The sequence below is a fragment of the Mesorhizobium sp. M00.F.Ca.ET.216.01.1.1 genome (genome assembly GCF_004010325.2).
Lineage (GTDB): Bacteria > Pseudomonadota > Alphaproteobacteria > Rhizobiales > Rhizobiaceae > Mesorhizobium.
The window spans coordinates 1-326 of the sequence record NZ_SADR02000352.1 but is presented as its reverse complement, the minus strand read 5'-3'; the positions used below and the strand labels follow the sequence as shown (position 1 = coordinate 326).

1 pseudogene is annotated in these 326 nt (G+C 58.0%); it reads left to right on the top strand.

The features are described from left to right. A pseudogene (locus tag EN859_RS36440) lies at window positions 1-326 on the top strand (IS3 family transposase); the annotation flags it as partial.

Genomic DNA, 326 nt, shown 5'->3' with positions numbered 1-326 from the left:
CTGTTTCAGTGGCGCAAGCTGCATCAGGACGGCAGCCTGTCGGCGGTGAGCGCTGGTGAAGAAGTTGTTCCGGCATCTGAGCTGAGCGATGCGCTGAAGCAGATAAAGGAACTGCAGCGCCTGCTCGGCAAGAAGACAATGGAGAATGAAATTCTCCGGGAAGCAGTGGAGGTGATGAAGTCGCGAAAATGGATTGCGCGCTCACCCTCATTGCCGGGGGACGGCCAGTGAAGCAGGTCTGTGACGTTCTCGGTGTAGCGCGCTCAAATGTGTCGGTAAAGCTCGCACGGGCTGCTGACTGGCAGGATGCCCGTAGTGCACGCAAA